Origin of the sequence: Rhizobium chutanense, assembly GCF_002531935.1 — a bacterium.
GTDB lineage: Bacteria > Pseudomonadota > Alphaproteobacteria > Rhizobiales > Rhizobiaceae > Rhizobium > Rhizobium chutanense.
This window is the reverse complement of the sequence record NZ_NWSV01000003.1, coordinates 371,115-387,277: the sequence shown is the minus strand read 5'-3', so window position 1 is coordinate 387,277 and position 16,163 is coordinate 371,115. Positions and strand designations below refer to the sequence as shown.

General features: G+C 62.6%; 20 protein-coding genes and 1 pseudogene. 11 read left to right on the top strand and 10 right to left on the bottom strand.

Annotation, left to right across the window (positions count from 1 at the left end):
* Positions 1-23 precede the first annotated feature (23 nt).
* On the top strand, positions 24-488 hold the full coding sequence (locus tag CO666_RS06920) for a YcgN family cysteine cluster protein (protein ID WP_097611328.1): 465 nt from the start codon (positions 24-26) through the stop codon (positions 486-488).
* 5 nt (positions 489-493) lie between these two features.
* Here CO666_RS06920 and CO666_RS06915 read toward each other — a convergent pair whose 3' ends face one another.
* On the bottom strand, positions 494-1,054 hold the full coding sequence (locus CO666_RS06915) for a TetR family transcriptional regulator (RefSeq protein ID WP_097611420.1): 561 nt from the start codon (positions 1,052-1,054) through the stop codon (positions 494-496).
* Between the two features lie 110 nt (positions 1,055-1,164).
* Here CO666_RS06915 and CO666_RS06910 point away from each other — a divergent pair, with 110 nt between their 5' ends.
* Positions 1,165-2,079, top strand: a complete 915-nt coding sequence (locus CO666_RS06910) for an SDR family oxidoreductase (RefSeq protein ID WP_097611327.1) — start codon at positions 1,165-1,167, stop codon at positions 2,077-2,079.
* On the opposite strand, the gene CO666_RS06905 is transcribed toward CO666_RS06910, so the two are convergent.
* The 4 genes from CO666_RS06905 to CO666_RS06895 all read right to left on the bottom strand — a co-directional run bounded on the left by CO666_RS06905 (position 2,070) and on the right by CO666_RS06895 (position 4,973).
* On the bottom strand, positions 2,070-3,191 hold the full coding sequence (locus CO666_RS06905; RefSeq protein ID WP_097611326.1) for a fatty acid desaturase: 1,122 nt from the start codon (positions 3,189-3,191) through the stop codon (positions 2,070-2,072). The genes CO666_RS06910 and CO666_RS06905 overlap by 10 nt on opposite strands.
* Before the next feature lie 233 nt (positions 3,192-3,424).
* Positions 3,425-3,568 (bottom strand): hypothetical protein, encoded by a 144-nt coding sequence (locus tag CO666_RS34070; protein ID WP_164517669.1) that lies wholly within the window; start codon positions 3,566-3,568, stop codon positions 3,425-3,427.
* A gap of 42 nt (positions 3,569-3,610) precedes the next feature.
* Positions 3,611-4,003, bottom strand: coding sequence for a hypothetical protein (locus CO666_RS06900; protein ID WP_179869624.1), 393 nt, complete (start codon positions 4,001-4,003; stop codon positions 3,611-3,613).
* A gap of 103 nt (positions 4,004-4,106) precedes the next feature.
* Positions 4,107-4,973 carry a LysR substrate-binding domain-containing protein gene (locus tag CO666_RS06895; RefSeq protein WP_097611324.1) on the bottom strand — a complete coding sequence of 289 codons (867 nt, stop codon included), beginning with the start codon at positions 4,971-4,973 and terminating at the stop codon, positions 4,107-4,109.
* A 132-nt stretch (positions 4,974-5,105) separates the two neighbouring features.
* On the opposite strand from CO666_RS06895, the gene CO666_RS06890 reads away from it, so the two are divergent.
* A complete protein-coding gene (locus CO666_RS06890; protein WP_097611323.1) occupies positions 5,106-5,492 on the top strand; it encodes an ectoine synthase in 387 nt (128 codons plus the stop codon).
* Between the two features lie 48 nt (positions 5,493-5,540).
* On the opposite strand, the gene CO666_RS06885 is transcribed toward CO666_RS06890, so the two are convergent.
* Both CO666_RS06885 and CO666_RS06880 read right to left on the bottom strand, forming a co-directional pair.
* Positions 5,541-5,921, bottom strand: a complete 381-nt coding sequence (locus CO666_RS06885; RefSeq protein ID WP_097611322.1) for a VOC family protein — start codon at positions 5,919-5,921, stop codon at positions 5,541-5,543.
* Positions 5,922-6,100: 179 nt separating this feature from the next.
* A complete protein-coding gene (locus CO666_RS06880; protein ID WP_097611321.1) occupies positions 6,101-7,006 on the bottom strand; it encodes a S1C family serine protease in 906 nt (301 codons plus the stop codon).
* Positions 7,007-7,199: 193 nt separating this feature from the next.
* Here CO666_RS06880 and CO666_RS06875 point away from each other — a divergent pair, with 193 nt between their 5' ends.
* Together CO666_RS06875 and CO666_RS06870 are read left to right on the top strand one after the other, a co-directional pair.
* Positions 7,200-8,603, top strand: coding sequence for an aminotransferase-like domain-containing protein (locus CO666_RS06875; protein ID WP_097611419.1), 1,404 nt, complete (start codon positions 7,200-7,202; stop codon positions 8,601-8,603).
* Between the two features lie 281 nt (positions 8,604-8,884).
* Complete coding sequence (locus tag CO666_RS06870; protein WP_097611320.1) at positions 8,885-9,253, top strand: DUF983 domain-containing protein; 369 nt, start codon at positions 8,885-8,887, stop codon at positions 9,251-9,253.
* Between the two features lie 59 nt (positions 9,254-9,312).
* Here CO666_RS06870 and CO666_RS06865 read toward each other — a convergent pair whose 3' ends face one another.
* Positions 9,313-10,218 (bottom strand): LysR family transcriptional regulator, encoded by a 906-nt coding sequence (locus CO666_RS06865; protein ID WP_097611319.1) that lies wholly within the window; start codon positions 10,216-10,218, stop codon positions 9,313-9,315.
* 140 nt (positions 10,219-10,358) lie between these two features.
* On the opposite strand from CO666_RS06865, the gene CO666_RS06860 reads away from it, so the two are divergent.
* From CO666_RS06860 to CO666_RS06845, 4 genes are all read left to right on the top strand, one after another.
* Entirely contained in the window at positions 10,359-10,970 is a 612-nt protein-coding gene (locus tag CO666_RS06860; RefSeq protein WP_097611318.1) for a glutathione S-transferase family protein, read from the top strand.
* A gap of 59 nt (positions 10,971-11,029) precedes the next feature.
* Positions 11,030-11,983 (top strand): pyridoxamine 5'-phosphate oxidase family protein, encoded by a 954-nt coding sequence (locus CO666_RS06855; RefSeq protein ID WP_097611317.1) that lies wholly within the window; start codon positions 11,030-11,032, stop codon positions 11,981-11,983.
* A gap of 110 nt (positions 11,984-12,093) precedes the next feature.
* Entirely contained in the window at positions 12,094-12,555 is a 462-nt protein-coding gene (locus tag CO666_RS06850) for a nuclear transport factor 2 family protein (RefSeq protein WP_097611316.1), read from the top strand.
* Between the two features lie 13 nt (positions 12,556-12,568).
* Positions 12,569-13,129 carry a TetR/AcrR family transcriptional regulator gene (locus tag CO666_RS06845; protein WP_097611315.1) on the top strand — a complete coding sequence of 187 codons (561 nt, stop codon included), beginning with the start codon at positions 12,569-12,571 and terminating at the stop codon, positions 13,127-13,129.
* A gap of 116 nt (positions 13,130-13,245) precedes the next feature.
* Here the strand turns inward: CO666_RS06845 and CO666_RS34860 are convergent, their stop codons facing one another.
* On the bottom strand, positions 13,246-13,377 hold the full coding sequence (locus CO666_RS34860; RefSeq protein WP_280951780.1) for a hypothetical protein: 132 nt from the start codon (positions 13,375-13,377) through the stop codon (positions 13,246-13,248).
* Positions 13,378-13,524: 147 nt separating this feature from the next.
* On the opposite strand from CO666_RS34860, the pseudogene CO666_RS06840 reads away from it, so the two are divergent.
* Both CO666_RS06840 and CO666_RS06835 read left to right on the top strand, forming a co-directional pair.
* Positions 13,525-14,201, top strand: a pseudogene (locus CO666_RS06840) (hypothetical protein); the annotation flags it as partial.
* Positions 14,202-14,228: 27 nt separating this feature from the next.
* Entirely contained in the window at positions 14,229-14,534 is a 306-nt protein-coding gene (locus tag CO666_RS06835) for a Dabb family protein (RefSeq protein WP_097611418.1), read from the top strand.
* A 265-nt stretch (positions 14,535-14,799) separates the two neighbouring features.
* Here the strand turns inward: CO666_RS06835 and CO666_RS06830 are convergent, their stop codons facing one another.
* The gene (locus CO666_RS06830; RefSeq protein WP_097611417.1) at positions 14,800-16,023 is read right to left on the bottom strand and encodes an MFS transporter; all 1,224 of its coding nucleotides are present in this window, start codon (positions 16,021-16,023) and stop codon (positions 14,800-14,802) included.
* Positions 16,024-16,163 lie beyond the last annotated feature (140 nt).

The window sequence follows — 16,163 nt, the reverse complement described above, 5'->3', positions numbered from 1 at the left end:
GCCGCTGTTGCAAGAAACGAACGATGATCGATCTGCCCTTCTGGAAGCGCAAGACGCTTGCCGAAATGACCGTTGCCGAATGGGAAAGCCTCTGCGATGGCTGCGGCCTCTGTTGTCTCAACAAGATCGAGGAATGGGATAGCGGCGATATCTATTTCACCTCGGTCAGCTGCAAGCTGCTCGACGGCGAAAGCTGTCGCTGTTCCAGCTATCAGAACCGCTGGGATTTCGTGCCGGATTGCGTGCAGCTGACGAAGCAGAATGTGCCCGATATCGCCTGGCTGCCGCCCACCTGCGGCTACCGGCTGGTCAACGAGGGCCGCGATCTCTACTGGTGGCATCCGCTCGTCTCCGGCGATCCGGAAACCGTTCATGCCGCCGGCATTTCCGCCCGCGGCCGCACCATCAATGAAACCGAGATCGATATCGACGATCTCGAGGATTACGTCGTCGACTGGCCGCTGACCGTGGGCGAGGAGAAAGCCTAAGCGGATCAGGATGTCACGGCGGCGAGGAAGCGCCGCAGTTCCGTCTCCACATAGGCGTCCACCGGTCCGTCTGCGCCAAATCCCCACCAGGTCAGCGAGCCCTGCCATTGCGACAGCATCAGCCGGGCGATGGTCTCCGGCGCGCTTGCCGATGCAAAACATCGGGCGATATCAGCCGTCAGCGCGGTTCCCCAGGCCGCGCCGCGGGCCCTCAGCATCGGGTCGCGGAAATCCTCGCGAAGCACCAGCAATCCCTCGCCATAGGCAGCAGCATTGTCGCCGTAATCCTGCGACAGGCCGACGAGCAACGCGACGGCGCCTTCCGGGGTTTTCGCCACGCTCTCGGCAAGCCGCGCCGTCTCCGCATCCAGCCGGTCCCAGGCATAGAGCAGGGCGGCCCGCAGCATCGCCGCTTTCGTGGCGAAACGCTGCACCAGCGTCGAGCCGGAAAGGCCGCTCGCTTTGGCCACCGCCGCAAAGGTCGCCGCATCAGGCCCTTCGGAATGGATGACCGCCAGCACCATGGCGAGAAGCTGCTCATCGGACAGTGTACGGCGGCGCGGCATGACATTCCCCTTGCATTCGCCAATTTTATAAACGATCATTCGTTTATAAACAATAGGCCGGCATCTCGGCCGATCCAACTGAAATCTTGTCTGGCCTGGAGGATGGAAAGATGACAGCACAGTTGCGGGAGAAAGTGGCGTTGGTGGCGGGCGCGACACGTGGCGCCGGTCGCGGCATCGCGGTGGAACTGGGCGCTGCCGGTGCCACCGTCTATGTCACGGGCCGCACGACACGCGCCCGGCAATCCGAATATATGCGGCCGGAGACGATCGAGGAGACGGCCGAGCTGGTGACGTCGGCAGGCGGCAGGGGCATTGCCGTGCCGGTGGATCATCTCGTCGCGCCGGAGGTCGAGGCGCTGGTCGCCCGCATCCGCAGCGAAGCCGGCCGGCTCGATATTCTCGTCAACGACATCTGGGGCTGCGAAAAACTGTTCGAATGGGACAAGGCCGTCTGGGAACATTCGCTGGACAGTGGTCTGCGCATGCTGCGGCTCGGCATCGACACGCATCTGATCACTACCCACTACGCCCTGCCGCTGATGATCGAGCGGCCGGGCGGACTGCTGGTGGAAATGACCGACGGCACGGCGGAATACAACGCAACGCACTACCGGCTTTCGCCCTTCTATGATCTCGTCAAGACAAGCGTCACCCGCATGGCCTGGGCTCATGCGCAGGATCTGGCAAAACATGGCGCCACGGCCGTTTCGATCACACCCGGCTGGCTGCGCTCCGAAATGATGCTGGATGCCTATGGTGTCGGCGAGGAGAACTGGCGCGACGCGACCAGGGTGCAGCCGCATTTTGCCATTTCCGAAACGCCGCGCTTCGTCGGCCGTGCGGTTGCGGCCATATCAGCGGATCCCGACCGCGCCCGCTGGAACGGTCAGTCGCTGTCGAGCGGCGACCTGGCCAAGGTCTACGGCTTCGACGATATCGACGGTTCACGGCCGGATTGCTGGCGCTACCTGATAGAGGTGCAGGAGCCCGGCAAACCGGCCGATGTCAGAGGCTACCGCTGAAGCGCTGTCTGTCCCGCGGCTGCGAGCCGGGCCGCCTCGCGAAACGACACCAGCCGCTTCGTCTGCTCGTCCCACAGCACCAGCTTGACGCAGCGCAGGCTGTCCATGAGCGTGATGCGGCCGAGATCGGCGAGTTCGGGATGGTCCCGCAGCACTTCGGGCAGCCGGTAATAGGGCACCCGGCTGGACAGATGATGCACATGGTGGATGCCGATATTGCCGGTGATCCAGCGCAGCACCGGCGGCAGGTCGTAATGCGAGGCGCCGTGCAGGGCCGCATGCTGGAACTGCCAGTCCGGCTTCTTCGACCAGTGCGTTTCCTCGAACTGATGCTGGACGTAGAACAGCCAGACGCCGGCGGCGCCGGCTAGCAGCACGATCGGCAGATGCACCAGCAGGAAGGGGACGATCCCGACTGCCCAGATCAGCAATGCTGCTGCGAGTGCGATGGCAAGATTGGTCGCCATGGTCGAGACCCAGGGCAGGGCGCCGGAGCGCATCATGCCGAAAGGCAGGCGCTGCTTGATGATGAACAGCCATGCCGGCCCGATCCCGAACATCACCGCCGGGTGCCGGTAGAGCCTGTAGCCGAGCCGGCCCCAGCGCGACAGCGCGTTATATTCGGCGATCGTCAGCGTCTCGATGTCGCCGACGCCGCGCTCGTCGAGGTTTCCGGCCGAGGCGTGGTGTTCGGCATGCGCCCGGCGCCAATAATCATAGGGCGTCAGCGTCAGAATGCCGATCGTGCGTCCCACCCAGTCGTCGAGGCGGCGACGGGCGAAAAACGAGCCGTGGCCGCAATCATGCTGGATCATGAACAGCCGCAGCAGGAAGGCGGCGGCGGGAATGACGAGGATCAGACCGGGCCAGAAGCTATAGTGAACGGCCGCCCATGCGGCAGCCCAAAACAGCGCAAAGGGGATGGCCGTGACGGCAAGCTCGAAGGCGCTGCGGGCAGCCCTCGGCTGGCGATATCCGGCAAGGATCTTCAACCAGGCCTTCTCGGCGAAAGGGGCGGGATGTCCCGCGGGTTTTTCCGGGTTTTCACCAGGGGCGTCGAAAGTGGCGACCTCGATTTCCTCGCTCTCGTAGCGGCGTGCGGATTCGATCACTAGAGAACGCCGTGAAAGGCGGCGACCGGCGACGAAGTGTCGACGCGGCCAATTGGTTGAACAAGAGTCATGCTATGTGGCACCTTCCGGCCTTATTCGAAAACACGGGTCACCCCTCGCGCGTCCGGCAGGACGCGCCGCCGCTTTTAACCGCACATCATCCCCAGCGCAAATCGATCTCGATTTGCGCTGCCCTGCGCCGGTGAAGGCGAGAGGCCGCAGGCGATGCAGGCCTATTTCTTCGGAGCACTGCCGTGCGGTGCGCTCTGGGTCGCGGTCTTCATCTGATTGGCGAATGTATTATCCCCCTTCGCCGCCTGCTTGTCCTTCTTCGGCTTCCGGACCTCGCGGTTGCTTCTCAGTTGTCCCTTTGCCATGGATGAATCTCCCTCTGGATCGAAATTGAAGGCGATAGCGCTTTACCCGCCCCTGAACGAACCCGAGGCGCGGCGCTCGCGGGGCAATCCCTGTATAGCATAGCGATTGCAAACGGGTGTGACCGGTTTCGGTGGCGTCTTCGGTTTGCCGAAATAATAATCGAGTGCCTGTGAGAGCATGGCCGGTGAGGTGACACCCTCCCGGAACAGTCTGATCAGCAGCACGGCTGCGACGTTGAAGACCTCTTCGTCGTCGGCCGTGATTTTGGCGTCGTAGCCAGCAGCGTCGAGCACGCCCTGAAGCATGTCGAGATCGCAGGATGTCAGATACGGCCTTTTGGAGGTGGAAGACATCGGTCCTCCTTTCGTCGGGGCGAGGGGTTTCAAACCCTCAGTCGGCAGCGCCCGTGTAATGGCTGCCGAAGCTGAAACCATGCGCCTTTCGCTGAGGCAGCGCAATGGGATTCTTGGCTTCGATGGAGGCGCCTGTGCATGGGCCGCATCTCGATTTCAAGAGAGGCGGCCTGATCCCCGCCTGTCATCTATTAGTGACGGATTTGAACCATGTGCTGAAGGCGGAAATTGATTTTTGGGGCGATGCCTTGCGGATCAGAAAGTAATTCTCGTGTTCGAGAATCGAAACGTCCGAGAGGACGACAAGGTCGCCGTTTTCGATTTCGCGGCGGCATAACTCGACCGGACAAAGCGCCACGCCATGACCGGCAATGACGGCAGTTGCGAGCAAATTGAAGTCTTGAAACACCGGCCCCTTCAGCGTTTGGGTAAACGGCACGCCGGCCTTGTCGAGCCATTGCGCCCAGTGCGCGGTGGTCTCGTCATGCAGCAGATCTGCCGTTGCGATCTGTGTCGCCTGGCGGAAGTTGCCCTTTCGTTCGAGATAGCGCGGGCTGGCAACAGGTTGAGCGGCACGGGAGAAAAGCGGCTGGCAAACGACGCCTTCGGAGGTGTCGGCGCCAAGTGTGATCAGGATGTCGCAGCCGGTTTCACGCAGGCGCTGTTCGGCCATGGCGTAGACCACCCTTATTGTGACATCCGGATGCCTGGCGAGGAAATCGCCGAGCGACGGTATGAGCCATCGCGTCGCGATGGACGGGATGCAGGCGACGGTGATCTCGGATCTGGTGCTGAGCTTCAGCAATTCCGCTTCGATAGAAATTCTCTCAAAGCTGCTCGATAGGATCTCGGCAAACCTTTTGGCCTCCGGTGCCAGCCGCACGCCGCGTTTTTCACGCAGAAACAAGGCGCGCCCGAACCATTCCTCCAAATGACGGATCTGATGGCTGATCGCCGCATGGGTAACGCGCAATTCGTCGCCTGCGCGCGAGAAGCTCGAGAGACGCGCTGCTGCTTCGAATGCTCTCAATGCGCCGAACGGGAGTGTCATCTGTAAGTTTTCCTTACCTGTCTGATGAGGAATCATCATTTGTCCAAGCAGGAAAATCAAGAGACTATGACTGCGTAAAGCAGATCTCCATAACTGCTTGCATGTCAAATTTTCTTACAGAGGGAGAGCGGAATGTACGTGCGCAGCCTGAAGGATGTCGAAACAACGGACCACTTCGTGGAATGGGGCAACGGAACGAGCCATCGTTTGCTGACGGAAAAGGACGGGATGGGCTTTACCCTTTGCCATACGATCGTACGTGCCAACACCGTCTCACTTCTCGAATATCGCCAGCATCTTGAAGCCTGCTATTGCATCGCCGGCGAGGGCGAGGTGGAGGATATGGCAGGCACTGTCTTCCCGATCCGCCAGGGCGACATCTATGTGCTCGACAAGCATGACAAACATCTGCTGCGCGGCGGCCGCGACCAGGACCTGATCCTTGTCAGCGTCTTCAATCCGCCGCTTCAGGGATCCGAGCGGCACAATCTGAACGACCCCTCGGGATCGGCTTATTGACATTGGCCGGATAGGAAGAGCGCGGGGCTTTCTGCGGCTAACGGCCTGTTAAAGCTCGCCTTTGTGGAAATAGGCTTCAAGGCGGTAGCCGTCCGGGTCGATGATGAAGGCGGCATAATAGAATTGCCCGTAATCCGGCCGGATGCCTGGTTCGCCATTATCCGTGCCGCCGGAGGCGATTGCCGCTGCGTAAAAGGCATCGACCGCCGCCTCGTTCGGGGCGACGAAGCAGAAATGCAGTCCGGATCGCATGTCGGCAGGAACGGGGTGTTCGACCTGCATCACCCAGAGACCGACCCTTTCCGGGCCGTAGCCGATCATGCTGTCGGAGTTGGATAGCCGCTCATATCCAAGCGGCGCCAGCGCCGCATCATAGAAACGGCGGGCTCTTTCGAGATCTTTGACGCCGATGGAGACGTGATCGAACATGGACCGAAAAACTCCTTTTCCCGCTCACTCCCAAGATGGCACGGCGCCGGCATTTTTCAACCGCTGGCTTTGAGTGAACGAACAGACCGGCACCGTCATTGCAGCCTGCCTGCTCGTTCACGGTGGCTGGAATGATCGCAAGCACAGATGGCCGGCGGCTTCACGACGCCGGTGCGCCCTTACTGCAACTGCGGCTTTTTGAGAAAGCTGTTGCGGTCGGCCGACTTGATGCGTAGCCAGGCTTCGCGGCCGTTCCTGAGGATGCGCATCGGAATCTCGGCGCCGGCCGGGCCGCTGCTCCAGACCTTACGGTAGAAATCGGCCAGGCCATCGACCTCTTCGTCGCGAATCTCCGAGATGATATCGCCCTGCCGCAGGCCCGCCTCGGCGGCCGGACCGCCTTCGGCGACGCTCATGACCACGACGCCGCCATTGCTTTCGGCGGAGAATGCGCCGAGCCAGGGCCGTGGCGGTTTGTTGACCTGGCCGCGGTTCAACAGATCGTCGAGGATCGGCGTCAAAAGGTCGATCGGCACGACCATGTTGATGTCGGCGACCTCGTCGCCCTGGCTCATTTGCAGGCGAAGCGAACCGATGCCGAGAAGCTTGCCGTCCGAACCGATCAGTGCCGCACCGCCCCATGAAGGATGGGCGGGAGCCGTGAAAATCGCCTCGTCCAGCAGATATTCCCAGTAGCCGGCAAATTCCTGCCGGGCGACGATGTTGGCCTCGACGAATTCGCCGATGCCGTCGGCAAGCACCACGGGATCGCCGGCCTTGGCGCTTGCCGCGTCGCCGAGATCCACTGCCGGCGCGTTCAGCGCCCCCAGCGCCTGCACCAGGCCGAAGCCGCTTTCCTGATCATAGGCAAGCGCATGCGCCGGAACGACACGCCCGTCATGGGTGGTCAGCCAGACCTCTTCGGCCTCGGTGATGAGATAGCCGATGGTCAGCACCAGCCCATTGTCGCGAATGACCACACCGCTGCCCTCCCGGACGGTGCCCAGCGTCTCCGCCGTGAAGGCATCTTCCGGAATGGAGGAACGAACGGCCACAACTGACCGCAGGATTGGATCGATATTCATGCTTTCATCCCGATCGGCGCGACAGGCTGGAAGCCGGCGCCTTCCACCTAGAATAAGTAAGAAGATGGATGGGCGGCGGCAAGACTGCAGGGCGGGAATTTGCCGAAACCACCTCCATGGCGCGGTAGACAGCAGCGTCATGCAACAATATACAGTCAATCCCATCAGCAATCAGACTGACGCGGATTACGACATGAAAGACTGGCATCCCGATCTCGGCCGCAGCAGCAGCCCCCGTTATATGGCGATCGCCGACGTGATCGAAATGGATCTGCGCAGCGGCCATCTGGTGGCTGGAGACCGGCTGCCGCCACAACGCGAACTCGCCAAGCGGCTGAATGTCGACTTCACGACGGTGGCGAGAGGCTATGTCGAGGCGCAGAAGCGCGGGCTTGTCGATTCGCATGTCGGTCGCGGCACCTTCGTCACCGGTGGTGCGGATAGGGAACGCCGGGGTTTCAGCGCCGACGCCGCGCCCGATCCGCGCCGCGCCTCCGTCGTCGATTTCTCGATGAACATGCCGCCGGAACCGGACGATCCGGACTTGATCGCCCGCATGCGCGAGGGCATGTCGGCAGTGGCGGCGAACCTCATTCCGCTGCTGCGCTATCAGGGTTTCGGCGGCGCCGGCATGGACAAGGCGGCTGCCGCCGCTTGGCTCGACCGTCGCGGGCTCAAGCCCTCGCAGGAGCGGATCTTCGTGACGCCGGGCGCCCACCCCGCCCTGCTGGCGATCTTCGGCCTGCTGGCGAAGCCGGGTGAGACCGTGCTTTCGGAAATCGTCACCTATCCCGGCATGCGCTCGATCGCCGCCCAGTTGCGGCTCAATCTGACCGGTCTGCCGATGGACGAGGACGGTATCTTGCCGGACGCCTTTACCGCAGCCTGCGAGAGATTGAAGCCCAAGGCGCTCTATCTCAATCCGACGCTGCAGAACCCGACGACGCTGACCATTCCGGCCAAACGCCGCGGGGAGATCGCCGCCGTTGCCCGCAAATATCACCTGCCGATCGTCGAGGACGATGCCTATGGCTTCATTCCGCTGGAAGGCCCGCCGCCGCTGGCGGCAACGGCACCCGATCTGACCTGGCATATCGGCGGACTGGCGAAATGCATCGGCGCGGGCCTGCGCCTCGCCTATGTCGTGGCGCCCGACAGCAAGGCGGTGTGGCCCTTCGTCAGCGCCATGCGCGCCAACAATGTCATGGCCTCGCCGCTCAACGTGGCGCTCGCCACCCGCTGGATCGAGGACGGCACCGCCGATGCGATCCTGCGCTTCATCCGTAGTGAAGCCGCCGCCCGCCAGCAGATGGTCGCCGCCATCCTGCCGGCCGGCAGCTACCGTGCCGATCCGATCAGTTTCAACATCTGGCTGCCGCTCGCCAATGGCTGGACCCGCTCCACCTTCGGCAGCCACATGCGCTCCTCCGGCATCGGCGTCGTCGCAAGCGACGCCTTCACGGTCGAGGGCGCAGCACCCGAGGCCGTGCGGATCTGCCTCGGCGGCCCGATCACCCGGGAGAAGCTGCAGGGCGCGCTGGAATTCATGGCCCATGCGCTGGAAGGCCCTCCCGAGATGGCCGCCTCGTTCTTCTGACGTTCAAGCCTCACTGACCGTCAGGCGCGTCCGTCGCGCCCAGCGCCTTGTGCGGCGACTTTTGAATGCCGCCACCATGTTCCCTCTATCAGCCGAGATGTCGGAGCCTGTCCGGCTCTTGGTACGACGCGGAAAATCTGCGGTCAGCCCGCCGGTTCACGGGAGGTGTGCGGCATTCTGACGAGTTGACTGGCAATAGCGAGTCAATGTAGCTATATTGTATGCATGCATTGTCGGGCATTGATTGACTCGATGTCCGCGCAAAACAAGGCGAGATCATTATGGAGACCGAATTCCCCCCGCTTCCTCCGCTGCAGACCGGCATCAGGGGACGCTGCCCGCGCTGCGGCCAGGGCCATATGTTCAAGGGCTTCTTGACGTTGCGGCGGGAATGCGAGGCTTGCGGCCTCGATTATTCCTTCGCCGATCCGGCTGACGGCCCGGCTTTCTTCGTCATCTGCTTTGCCTGTATCCCGAGCGTGCTGCTCGGCGTCTGGCTGGAGGTGGCCTTTTCGGCGCCGATCTGGGTGCAGCTATTGGTCACCGGCCCGTTCATGCTCGCCACCTGCATTCCGCCGCTGCGGCCGCTGAAGGGCTGGCTGGTCGCCAGCCAGTATTTCTACAAGGCGGAAGAGGGCAAGCTCGCCTAGATCCGCGATGATTTTAGGCCGACTGGCCTGGAATCTGAATCCGCTCACACCTTTCGGCATCATGCTCTGGGGCCGTTCAGCGTCGCGCGCAGGCGCGGCGTGGCGAAATCGAGCAGCGCCCGCAATTTCAGCGGCACCAATCCTTGCGCGGGGTAGACGAGATGCACCGGCGCCGGCGGCGATTCGAAATCGGCAAGCAGCGGCACCAGCAGGCCTGACGCCTCGGCGCGGGCGGCCTGGTAGGAAAGAACCCGGGTGATGCCGAGGCCGGCGACCGCCGCATCGACCGCAGCCTCGGCGGTGTTGACGGCAAGCCGTGAACGGATCGGCACGGGGAGATCGCGTTTTCCTTCGGTGAAAGTCCAGCTCACCTTCGAGGCCATGGCCTCGAAGGTGATGCAGTCATGCGCGCTGAGATCGCCCGGATGCAGCGGTGTGGCGTGCCGCGTCAGGTAATCCGGGCTGGCATAGACCGTCCGGCGGATCGCCCCGAGCCTGATGGCAATCAGGTTGCTGTCCGGCAGGTTGCCGATCCGGAGCGCCACATCGATATGATCCTCGACGAGGTTCGACAGCCGGTCGCCAAGCATCAGCCGCAGATTGATATCGGCATAGGCCTTCAGGAAGTCCACCACGACAGGCAAGACATGCAGCCGCCCGAAGACGATCGGTGCGGTCATCGTCAGCTCGCCCTTCGGCGCGCTGTATTCGCCGGCCGCCGCCCGTTCCGCCTCTTCCACCCGATCGAGAATTTCCCGCGCCGCCTCGACGTAAGAGCGGCCGGCCTCCGTCAGCGCCACCTTCCGGTTGGTCCTTTGCAGCAGCCGGGCGCCCAGATGTGCTTCCAGTTCCGAAACCTTGCGGCTGACGGTTGCGAGCGGCGAGCGCAGATGCCGTGCGGCGGCCGACAGGCTGCCCTGTTCGACCACGGCCAGAAGCACGGTCATGGCATCGAGGCGGTCCATTCTATCCTTCCATTAATTGGTAATATCCCTTCCGATTATGCATTCTACTGCTTCCCTGTGGAAGGCAATAAATTACGCCGCAGATGGTTCGAAGCGGCCATCGTCAATCCCCCCAACCGGGGCGACCGAAGGAAACCATCATGAAGCTCTATTATCATCCGCTTTCCGGCCATTCGCACCGGGCTCACCTGTTCCTGTCGCTGCTTGGCGTGCCCTATGAGCTGGTCGAAGTCGACTTGGCGGCAGGCGCCCACAAGGCGCCGGAGTTTCTCAAGCTCAATTCTTTCGGCCAGGTGCCGGTCCTCGACGACGACGGCACGGTCATCGCCGATTCCTCCGCCATCCTCGTCTATCTCGCCCGCAAATACGGCCGCACCGACTGGCTGCCGGAAGAGGCGTTGGCTGCGGCGCGGATCCAGAAATGGCTGTCGGTCGCGGCAGGCGAGATCGCCTACGGGCCGTGTGCTGCTCGCTTGGTCACTGTCTTCGGTGCCGATTTCCGCACCGATGAGGTGATCGCCCGGGCGCATCGCATTCTCGCGCTGATCGAGGCGGAACTCTCTGGCCGCAATTTCCTGCTCGGCGACAAACCGGTGATATCCGATGTCGCCCTCTACAGCTACATCGCCAATGCCCCGGAGGGCAATGTCGACATCTCGGCCTATCCAGGCCTCCGTGCCTGGCTGGCGCGCATCGAGGCGCTGCCGGGTTTCGTCGGCTTCCGCAAGACGAAGATCGGCCTTGCTGCATAAACCATCGGGGCGGGGTCGCCGTCCCGTTTTCCCCAATCATGCCCGTAAGGAGGTCCGTGATGCTGGAGCAGACAAGACAGGACGCGCCGTCACCCTGGCATGAGGGTGAACTTGCCATGCAGCGCAGTGTCGGCGTCGTCGAGCGCATGGACGGGCCGGGACGGAATTTCGTCCGCAAGGCGATGCCGGAGCAGCATCGCGCCTTCTTTCCGATGCTGCCTTTCCTCGTGCTCGGTGCCGTCGACGCCAAGGGTGATGTCTGGGCGACGGTGCGGGCTGGGCGCCCGGGTTTCTTGGCCTCGCCGGAGCCGGAACTCCTTGATGTCGACCTGCCGCGCGACGCCGCCGATCCTGCCGATGCCGGCATGGGGGATGGCGATGCGGTCGCGATGCTCGGCATCCAGCTCGAGACCCGGCGGCGCAACCGGCTGAACGGCGTGATCCGCAGGACGCAGGCTGGGGCTTTCCACGTCCGCGTCGGCCAGAGCTTCGGCAACTGCCCGCAATATATCCAGCCACGCTCTTGCGCTTTTGTCCGCGATCCCGATCTGCCGACGGCAATGCAGCCGCTGCGTTCCGGCCAGCTCGACGATCGCATGCGGCGGATGGTCGAGGGCGCCGATACCTTCTTCGTCGCCTCCTATGTCGATCGCGACGGTGGCGAGCGGCAGGTGGATGTGTCGCATCGTGGCGGCTATGCCGGCTTCGTGCGTCTCGGTGCCGACGGCGTGCTGACCATTCCCGATTTTTCCGGCAATCGCTTCTTCAACACGCTCGGCAATTTCCTCGTCAATCCGAAGGCGGGGCTGGTTTTCGTCGATTTCGAAAGCGGCGACATGCTGCAGATGACGGGAAGAGCCGAGGTGCTGCTGGATTCACCTGACGTCGGCACCTTCGAAGGGGCGGAACGGCTGTGGCGCTTCACCGCGGAACAGATCGTGTTTCGCCCGGATGCTCTGCCGTTGCGGTGGAGCAAGGAGACCCCCGACTTGCCGCGTCGCTCCCGCGGGTGAAAGGAGCCGCGGTTCGGCCTCTGAGGTGAAGCGTGGCTTCGGCGACTTGCCAAGATTGTACCGATCAGTACAATGATAACTGCTCAGTACAGGAGCACCCAGGAGAACCTATGTCCAGTCTCGTCCCACCCTTCACCCTTGAGACCGCCACGCGGAAAGTCCGCCTTGCCGAGGACGGCTGGAACAGTCGCGATCCCGAGCGCGTTTCGCTCGTCTATACGCCGGACAGCCGCTGGCGCAACCGCGCCGAATTCGTCAACGGCCGCGCCGAGATCGTCGCCTTTCTCACCCGCAAATGGGCGAAGGAGTTGGACTATCGGCTGATCAAGGAAATCTGGGCCTTCACCGATGATCGCATCGCCGTGCGCTTCGCCTATGAATGGCACGACGACAGCGGCAACTGGTTCCGCTCCTATGGCAACGAGAACTGGGAATTCGATGCCGCCGGCTTGATGCAGCGCCGCTTCGCCTGCATCAACGACCTGCCGATCCGGGAAACCGAGCGTAGATATCACTGGCCGCTCGGCCGGCGGCCGGACGATCATCCCGGCCTGAGCGAGCTCGGCCTCTGAAAGGCGGCGGTGGGTGAAGACCGTCTATGAACGCGCCGACATCGTGCCGCTGCTGGCGGAAATCTTCCGCGAGCTTGGCTATGAGGGCGCGTCGCTCAGCCGCATCACCGAACGCACCGGCATCGGTAAGGGCAGCCTCTATCACTTCTTTCCCGGCGGCAAGGAGGAGATGGCGGCCGCCGTGCTTGCCGAGGTCGACGCCTGGTTCGAACAGACGATCTATCGGCCCTTGAGAACGGAGGACCCTCATCAGGCGATCGCGGCAATGTGGACTGATGTGAACGATTATTTTCGCTCCGGCCGCCGCATCTGCCTCGTCGGCGCTTTTGCCCTTGACGAAACCCGGGAACGATTTTCGACAGCAATCGGCGGCTATTTCCTCCGCTGGGTCGACGCCTTGCGTTCGGCGTTGATGCGGGCAGGCTGTCTGCAGGAGGAGGCGCAGGCGCTTGCCGAAGAAAGTGTTGCCGGCATTCAGGGCGCACTGGTGCTGTCGCGGGCGCTGGATGACACAAAGGTCTTCACCCGATCGCTGCAAGTGCTGGCCAAACGGCTCGATGCCGTGATGCGATGAGGGGTGGTCAAGCCGCTGGGATGTTTATGGCAGCTGTCAAAAATTCGCCCGGCCAGGTCGATTGGCCGGGGGCATTGATCGCCGCTCGAGCTTACATCGCGACGGTTTTGCGTATATCAGCGTTGCTGTTGAGGCTGCTGGGCCGGGCGCGGATTTTCCCGTTCAAGGCGAATCTGGCGCCACTCGTTTTCCATCTGGTCGACGAGGTGCTGGGGAATGGTGGTTTGCGTCGTGGCGGGCGTCTGCATCGGAAGTCTCCTCAAGGCTTCAGGGCAAGAAGATGCATTGCACAAGACAAAAGGCGTGTAAATCAGTAGCTTAAACACTTTAAACGATTAAATTAATTTTAATCGATTAACTCGGGTTTAACCATGTCATTTTGGAGGAGGCGCGGAATGGTTGTCCACATGGACCGCAGTTTCTTTTTCGAGGCGGTGCGGAGCGAGCTCTTCAAAGGAGAAGTGACGCATCCTCAGGTAGTGGGTATCACGGCGATTCTCGACGCCTGGGAAAAGCGGTTTTCCCATGCCGACCGGCGGTGGCTCGCCTATATCCTCGCCACCGCTTATCACGAAACCGCCTATACGATGCAGCCGGTTCGCGAGACGCTGGCGGAAAGCGATGCACGCGCGGTCGAGATCCTGGAGACGGCTTTTGCCGCCGGTCGGCTCTCCTGGGTAAAGACGCCCTACTGGCGGCCGGACGAGGATGGCCGCAGCTGGCTCGGGCGCGGCCTCGTGCAGCTGACCCACAAGCGGAACTATGAGGCGATGAGCGTGCTGACCGGCATCGACCTCGTTGCCGATCCCGACCGGGCGATGGACATGGATACGGCGGTAACGATCCTGATCGAGGGCATGCTGCAGGGCAGTTTTACCGGCCACAAACTCGCCGATCATCTGAACGCGACGACCGCGGACTGGGTGAATGCACGCCGCATCGTCAACGGCACCGATCGGGCGGAAAAGCTCGCAGCCTACGCCATGGTCTTCGATGCGGCGATACGTCCGGATGCCGGGCAAGGACGCTCGCGCGGTTGAAGGCCTGCGGCGAGCGTGTTATCGCGCGGATGATCTCTGAATCTGACAGGAGCTGCCGCGTGATCCGCCATATCGTCTTCTTCACCGTGCAGGAGGAACATCTGCAGGAGGTGAGGGCCGGGCTTTCGATCCTGACCGCCATTCCGCATGCGCGGCTGCTGGAAATCGGCACCAATGTGAAGACCGATCAATTGGGCACCGAGATCGATCTCGTCGTCTACGGCGAATTCGACGACGAGGCGGCCCTTGCCGCCTATAAGGCTCATCCCGATTACCAGCTGTCGATCGAACGCGTCCGGCCGCTCCGGGAAAAGCGCATCGCCGCCGATTACGACAGCCACACGGCGGTGACGCGGCCGCTCTGATTTTCGCAGACATCCGGCTGCCGTGCCATATCCATTGAATTTCAAATGGATGACTGATTTTCCGGATTCGGATCGGCGCGAAGCTCGCTCAACTTCCGAGCCACCGGATTCAACTTTCGAAAAAGCGGCGGCAAGCGATTCAAAAGATTCGCCAAAAGCGGCTGTGCGCTCATTGCGAACTGGCCGCGACAGGAAAGCGGCCCTCGTCCGGATCTCGATGATAATCAGGACATATTAAGAATGGCTGAGTTGGCGGGTCGGGCTCTCAAGGAACGACCGGGCTCGGCTGCGATGCGTGGGCGCCGCGCACCAGCGCCATCAGCATCAGTATGAAGGCCAGCGCCAGGGCCGCGAGAGCGGCGCCGGTGACGAGCGCCGGGCCGATGCCGGCGCGGTCGAGAATGGCGGTGAAGATGACCGGGGCAATGGCATTGGCAAGGTTTTGCGGCAGCGACAGCCGGGCCGCTTGCAGGCCGTATTCGCCCGGCGAAAACAGCGCCAGCGGCAGAAGCGCGCGGGCGACGGTCATGACGCCGGCGCCGAAGCCATAGAGCAGGACGAAGGTGACGAGCATCGGTGCCGACGGACCGGCGACCAGCATCACCAGGAAGCTCGTTGCCATCAGGCCGATGCCCATGGCCGCGCTGAGCAGGGGGTTGCCGCGCCGGCCGAGCAGCATGTCGAGGAACCGTGCCGAGATGCCGAGCACGCCGCGCGCCGAGCCGAGCTGCAGCGCGAACGCCGGTGAGGCGCCGGACTGGCGGAAGATTTCGAGCAGCGATGGCGAGATGCCGAAGGTGATGAAGGTCGTGATCGTCGTCGCCGCGGCAATCAGCAGGAAGGCTTTGCGCCGCGCCGCCTTGGTGAGCGGCACCGGGGCAATGTCGGCCGCGCCGCCTTCGCCACGCGTTGCGATCGGCTTCGGCAAGGCAAAAAGATGCAGCGGCAGGCAGACGAAGAATTGCAGCGCTGCGCAGACGAGAAAGGTCGGGCGCCAGCCGATCGTCTCGTTGAGCAGGCTGAGGATCGGCCAAAAGATGGCGCTCGACAGGCCGGTGAACAACATCAGGATGGCAATGACGCGTTTGCCGTTTTCGCCTTCGCGCTCGACGACGGCGGTATAGGCCGGTGCCGAAAGGCCGAATGCACCGCCGATGCCGATGACGACCCAGGCGCTGGCATAGAGCATGATGCCGTCTGCGGCGGCAAGCAGACAGAGGCCGAGCGCAAAAGTCAGCGAGGCCGCCGAAAGCACCCGGGCGGCACCGTAGCGGGAGAGCCAGCGGCCGGTCGCCGGACCAAGGATGGCGCTGACCATCATCATGATCGTCAGGCCGGCAAACACCACCTCATTCACCAGGCCGAGAGCGGGCGCCACGATCCGGCCCATGACGCCGAGCATGTCGAATGTCGTGCCCCAGCCGATCAGCTGGGTGACGGCCAGCACGGTCACCGTCTGCGCCGAGCGGAAGCGGAAAGAATTTGGCATTGGTGCTGAAAGGGCCTGAATGCGGGAAGCCACGGACATAACAGTTTCAATCGGTCGGTCAAAGCTGCGATCGCACTTACGGCCTGTGCTTTTTCCCAAGGGACGGAAAGATGGAATGGTACAATTTCAGGACGACCGGC

What these genes read in the sequence shown, in the direction of transcription:
- CO666_RS06920 (WP_097611328.1), top strand. Translation starts at nt 24, where the DNA reads ATGATCGATCTGCCCTTCTGGAAGCGCAAGACGCTTGCCGAAATGACC.
- CO666_RS06915 (WP_097611420.1), bottom strand. Translation starts at nt 1,054, where the DNA reads ATGCCGCGCCGCCGTACACTGTCCGATGAGCAGCTTCTCGCCATGGTG.
- CO666_RS06910 (WP_097611327.1), top strand. Translation starts at nt 1,165, where the DNA reads ATGACAGCACAGTTGCGGGAGAAAGTGGCGTTGGTGGCGGGCGCGACA.
- CO666_RS34070 (WP_164517669.1), bottom strand. Translation starts at nt 3,568, where the DNA reads ATGGCAAAGGGACAACTGAGAAGCAACCGCGAGGTCCGGAAGCCGAAG.
- CO666_RS06900 (WP_179869624.1), bottom strand. Translation starts at nt 4,003, where the DNA reads ATGGTTTCAGCTTCGGCAGCCATTACACGGGCGCTGCCGACTGAGGGT.
- CO666_RS06895 (WP_097611324.1), bottom strand. Translation starts at nt 4,973, where the DNA reads ATGACACTCCCGTTCGGCGCATTGAGAGCATTCGAAGCAGCAGCGCGT.
- CO666_RS06890 (WP_097611323.1), top strand. Translation starts at nt 5,106, where the DNA reads ATGTACGTGCGCAGCCTGAAGGATGTCGAAACAACGGACCACTTCGTG.
- CO666_RS06885 (WP_097611322.1), bottom strand. Translation starts at nt 5,921, where the DNA reads ATGTTCGATCACGTCTCCATCGGCGTCAAAGATCTCGAAAGAGCCCGC.
- CO666_RS06880 (WP_097611321.1), bottom strand. Translation starts at nt 7,006, where the DNA reads ATGAATATCGATCCAATCCTGCGGTCAGTTGTGGCCGTTCGTTCCTCC.
- CO666_RS06875 (WP_097611419.1), top strand. Translation starts at nt 7,200, where the DNA reads ATGAAAGACTGGCATCCCGATCTCGGCCGCAGCAGCAGCCCCCGTTAT.
- CO666_RS06870 (WP_097611320.1), top strand. Translation starts at nt 8,885, where the DNA reads ATGGAGACCGAATTCCCCCCGCTTCCTCCGCTGCAGACCGGCATCAGG.
- CO666_RS06865 (WP_097611319.1), bottom strand. Translation starts at nt 10,218, where the DNA reads ATGGACCGCCTCGATGCCATGACCGTGCTTCTGGCCGTGGTCGAACAG.
- CO666_RS06860 (WP_097611318.1), top strand. Translation starts at nt 10,359, where the DNA reads ATGAAGCTCTATTATCATCCGCTTTCCGGCCATTCGCACCGGGCTCAC.
- CO666_RS06855 (WP_097611317.1), top strand. Translation starts at nt 11,030, where the DNA reads ATGCTGGAGCAGACAAGACAGGACGCGCCGTCACCCTGGCATGAGGGT.
- CO666_RS06850 (WP_097611316.1), top strand. Translation starts at nt 12,094, where the DNA reads ATGTCCAGTCTCGTCCCACCCTTCACCCTTGAGACCGCCACGCGGAAA.
- CO666_RS34860 (WP_280951780.1), bottom strand. Translation starts at nt 13,377, where the DNA reads ATGCAGACGCCCGCCACGACGCAAACCACCATTCCCCAGCACCTCGTC.
- CO666_RS06830 (WP_097611417.1), bottom strand. Translation starts at nt 16,023, where the DNA reads ATGCCAAATTCTTTCCGCTTCCGCTCGGCGCAGACGGTGACCGTGCTG.